At 48.1% G+C, this 3,427-nt stretch carries 5 protein-coding genes; all 5 read right to left on the bottom strand.

Annotated elements, in window-relative coordinates; translation table 11 throughout:
* Positions 1-26: 26 nt before the first annotated feature.
* Entirely contained in the window at positions 27-1,190 is a 1,164-nt protein-coding gene (pscS, locus tag KDK67_RS13755) for an O-phospho-L-seryl-tRNA:Cys-tRNA synthase (RefSeq protein ID WP_250869424.1), read from the bottom strand.
* Between the two features lie 80 nt (positions 1,191-1,270).
* Positions 1,271-1,546 carry a DNA-directed RNA polymerase subunit L gene (locus KDK67_RS13750; protein ID WP_250869423.1) on the bottom strand — a complete coding sequence of 92 codons (276 nt, stop codon included), beginning with the start codon at positions 1,544-1,546 and terminating at the stop codon, positions 1,271-1,273.
* A gap of 24 nt (positions 1,547-1,570) precedes the next feature.
* A complete protein-coding gene (locus tag KDK67_RS13745; protein ID WP_250869422.1) occupies positions 1,571-2,284 on the bottom strand; it encodes an exosome complex RNA-binding protein Csl4 in 714 nt (237 codons plus the stop codon).
* Between the two features lie 73 nt (positions 2,285-2,357).
* Positions 2,358-2,969 carry an METTL5 family protein gene (locus KDK67_RS13740; protein WP_250869421.1) on the bottom strand — a complete coding sequence of 204 codons (612 nt, stop codon included), beginning with the start codon at positions 2,967-2,969 and terminating at the stop codon, positions 2,358-2,360.
* A 5-nt stretch (positions 2,970-2,974) separates the two neighbouring features.
* Positions 2,975-3,427 (bottom strand): diphthamide synthesis protein (locus KDK67_RS13735; protein WP_250869420.1); only part of this gene is annotated, 453 nt, incomplete at its 5' end.

Raw genomic sequence — 3,427 nt, 5'->3', positions numbered from 1 at the left:
GAAAAAAGAAAAGAAATGAAAGACCATCACTCGTACTTCTTAATGATCTCGTCGAAGGAATCTACTATGTAGGAGAGGTTCTCTCTGCCGACTTGGAAGGTGCTGAGCTTGAAGAACTTGGTAAGGCCGGCTTTGATGCCGTGTATGTTTCGGCTCTTGAGCTCTTTGTAGAGGAAGTACCTTCCCTTCTTTACTCTTGTGGAGATCTCGTAGAGGTTGGGGGCCTCGAAGAACATCAGGTCGTGGTTGTGGGGCTTTTGTCCCAGCTGTATGAGTCCCAGGGCTTCCAGCTTTTCGGAGAACCATCTGGCATCGGCCACTTCATTGTCCCAGTTCCGGGTGCGTTTCACGACTTCGGGGAACGAGGCTATCATGGTCATCAGGGTCGCACTGCGGGCAGTACAGCCGAGAAGCTCTATTTCCTTGTTCTTGTTGGTGGGGGACTTTCGGAATATGATATCGGAATAATCGCCATTATCGTCATTCACACCAAGCACGCCGATGGGTCCGCAGCTCGCCATGGACTTGTGACCGCTTCCGGCAATGAAATCCACGCCCAGCTCCTTTGCGTCCACTGGCATCCTGCCAACGGAGTACGCACAGTTCAGGAGCAGAGGGACATCGTACTCATGGCAGACGGAAGCTATCTTCTTGGCATCGGCTAGGTTGCCGTAATTGCCGTCAGGGTAGGTCAGGAGTGCAAGAGCAGGGGCTTTTCCGGTCTCACTGATGGTCTCCTCGATGGCGGTGCCGTAGCCTTCAGGATCGATATAATAGTCCGGGTGCTCCGAATGCGGGACCTTTCTTATCTCCAGGCGTGCGCGTTGAGCTGCTACGACAGAAGAATAATGGGCAAGGCCGTCAAGGATGACAGTATCGCCTTCCTGGGCAATGGCATGCATCACAGCGAACTTCGATTCACGGGCACCGTGGGTTATACGTGCCTGGTCCACTCCCAGGAACTCCGGAAGGGCCTCGTGGACGAACTCCTGCACAGGAGGCTTCTTGATAAGGTCCAGAACGCCTCCGCAGTTATCACAGATGGAATATCCGTCTCCCCACTCCACCAGAGCACGTCTGGCATCCTCTGTCAGTATTCCTCCGGTCTGCAGGGGATCGATATTGATCATATTCTTAGTAGGGCGTTCAATGAATCCGAAATTCTTCAATGCAGCATCGTCAAGTGTCATATACTCACTTCTGTTTGGTCACTTCTTGCTCTTCTAAAGTAGCAACTAATGGGTTAAAATAGTAAAAAAGTGTGGAAATATCATTCCACAGCTTTATTGAAAACGGTGGCGAACTCTTCACAATCTGTGATCAATTTAGCCACTGCATCCTTCACAACATCTATTGGGTCAGCATTCTCTGTCTTAAGGAAAAGAATAGGCTCACTTACATTTACGTGTTTCATATCATATGACGCGGTATGGACGCGTTCATCTTCAATAAGAATGATCTTGAGCATGTTCAAGAGTGTATGACTCTCTCCAGCTATCTCCATTTTCATCTCATCATCAGATTTTTCTAAGATCTTAAGTTCCATATTATAATCTCCTTATTGTTGAACTTAAATAATACCGGTGCCGTAATCGGAAGATATCTTGCGTGACTCTGTACGTCCGCATTCAGGACACTTCAATATCTGATCCTCTTTTTTCAACGTACTTCCACAATTGGCACATGTTGCGACCATCACACCAAGTTCCTTTCCGGAAGTCGTCATCCTCATATTCTCAATGTTGATGACCTTCGCCTTAACAACATCAGCTACAGCGAACTCCTTTGACATTTCCTTAACGTATGATTCCTTCACATTGGAAACATGAATGGCAGCAACTCCGGGTTTGATGAACTGACGGTCAACGACACCCTTGATCCCCTCTATCTGCACAAGTGCCATGGAATCACGGACATTGACAACCGTTCCTATCAGTATGTCACCCTTTTTGATAGTTGGTGGCATGCTTGTAGTTGGTTTTACAGATATCGTCCTGCGCTTCTTGTTCACCATTACGAATCCGGTGGCAAGTGAATGAATGTCACCTCTGACAATGTAAGTGTTATCCCCTGCTTCAAATTCCTCGGTAGTGCCGATAATGTCACCAGGCATTACCAGGACCTTATCTCCATGCTGTTCCTCTTCCACGTGATCATCTTCCGTATTAGTCTTAGGGGTCTCGGTTTTCCTCTTCTCTACTTTCTTTTCTGCCACTTTTACCTTTTTACTGGCAGTATCTAATACTTCCTCTTCGACCTCTGGCTTCTCGCCCAAGGACTTCATGCTCCTTCTGGTCGTTTTCTTGCGGTTTCTTATTCTAATAGGAATCCCTCATATAATTTAAATACGCCAGCAATTACTTTTGATCGGTCTGGCAATTATCTGTAATAATCCTGTAAATTTCAACCTCAATTCTTTCTACATCTTTTTTATGGAATTTAAATGTTCGTTTTATTGGAAATCCAGTATTGTACCATTCCGTGATGACCGCAGGTTGAATGAACTTTTTCACGAACGCCAGACTTCCACTATTGTGTATGGAATATGTCACATCCGCCACTCTCAATGCGGTTTTGAGGAAAGGTCTGTCACTTCCCTTTACCTGTGCACCAAAAGGCGGATTCATGACCACAGTATCTGCATGTCCTCTGACCTGTCTGATATCCTTACACTCGAATTCCACATCGACACCGATCATCTCAGCATTCTCCCGGGCGATCTCCAGTGCTCCCGGGTCTGAATCGAATCCCACAACCCTCTCAGCACCAAGGACAGCTGCACCGATGGCAAGCATTCCTGTGCCGCACCCCAGATCATAGACCGTACCCTCAAGATCTCCCTTCATGAACGCAAAATGAAGCATCTCCGCCGCAAGCAAAGCCGGGGTGGGGTACTGTTCCAGGGTCACATTAGGCTTCTCGAACCCCCTTACCTTTTCAAGGAGGATCTCGAGCTTGCGTTGCTTCATGATCCTCAGTCTCCCCTTATCTCATCAAAGACCATGTCTTCCCACTCACGCTTTCCGAGAACTATCTCGAATTCCTGTGGGGTGAGCATGGGTGCGGAGAACCTTCCCACCTCATCCACAGCAAGTCGCGGACATGCAGTGCTCACAAAAGCATCCACTTTGAACTGCAGCATCTGGTCAGGGGTGATGAGGTCGAGTATCAATATATAGGCGGTCTTGCCCTTCTCCTCGGCAAGTTCTTTAAGTTCCCTGGCAAGTTCCATTCTGTATTGCCCTGGTTTACTGGAAACAATGATCCCGAAAGACTCGGCATCAAGTGACTTCGCAATGGCCGCACTACGCTGACGCATGATAAGGGACGGGTCTACCTCCCTCACATCCTTCGAGAATGGGTCTGCAATAAGGACCCTCTTTCCGGTAGCAAGCGAAACCCCAAGCGGATGGAACCCTCCACTGCC

Source organism: Methanococcoides seepicolus, assembly GCF_023684405.1.
Classification (GTDB): Archaea; Halobacteriota; Methanosarcinia; order Methanosarcinales; family Methanosarcinaceae; genus Methanococcoides; species Methanococcoides seepicolus.
The sequence above is the reverse complement of the archived record's forward strand: the minus strand, read 5'-3'. Positions and strand labels throughout refer to the sequence as shown.

Excerpts from the sequence above, each read along its gene's own strand:
- pscS (WP_250869424.1), bottom strand. The coding sequence starts at position 1,190 with ATGACACTTGACGATGCTGCATTGAAGAATTTCGGATTCATTGAACGC.
- KDK67_RS13750 (WP_250869423.1), bottom strand. The coding sequence starts at position 1,546 with ATGGAACTTAAGATCTTAGAAAAATCTGATGATGAGATGAAAATGGAG.
- KDK67_RS13745 (WP_250869422.1), bottom strand. The coding sequence starts at position 2,284 with ATGAAGTCCTTGGGCGAGAAGCCAGAGGTCGAAGAGGAAGTATTAGAT.
- KDK67_RS13740 (WP_250869421.1), bottom strand. The coding sequence starts at position 2,969 with ATGAAGCAACGCAAGCTCGAGATCCTCCTTGAAAAGGTAAGGGGGTTC.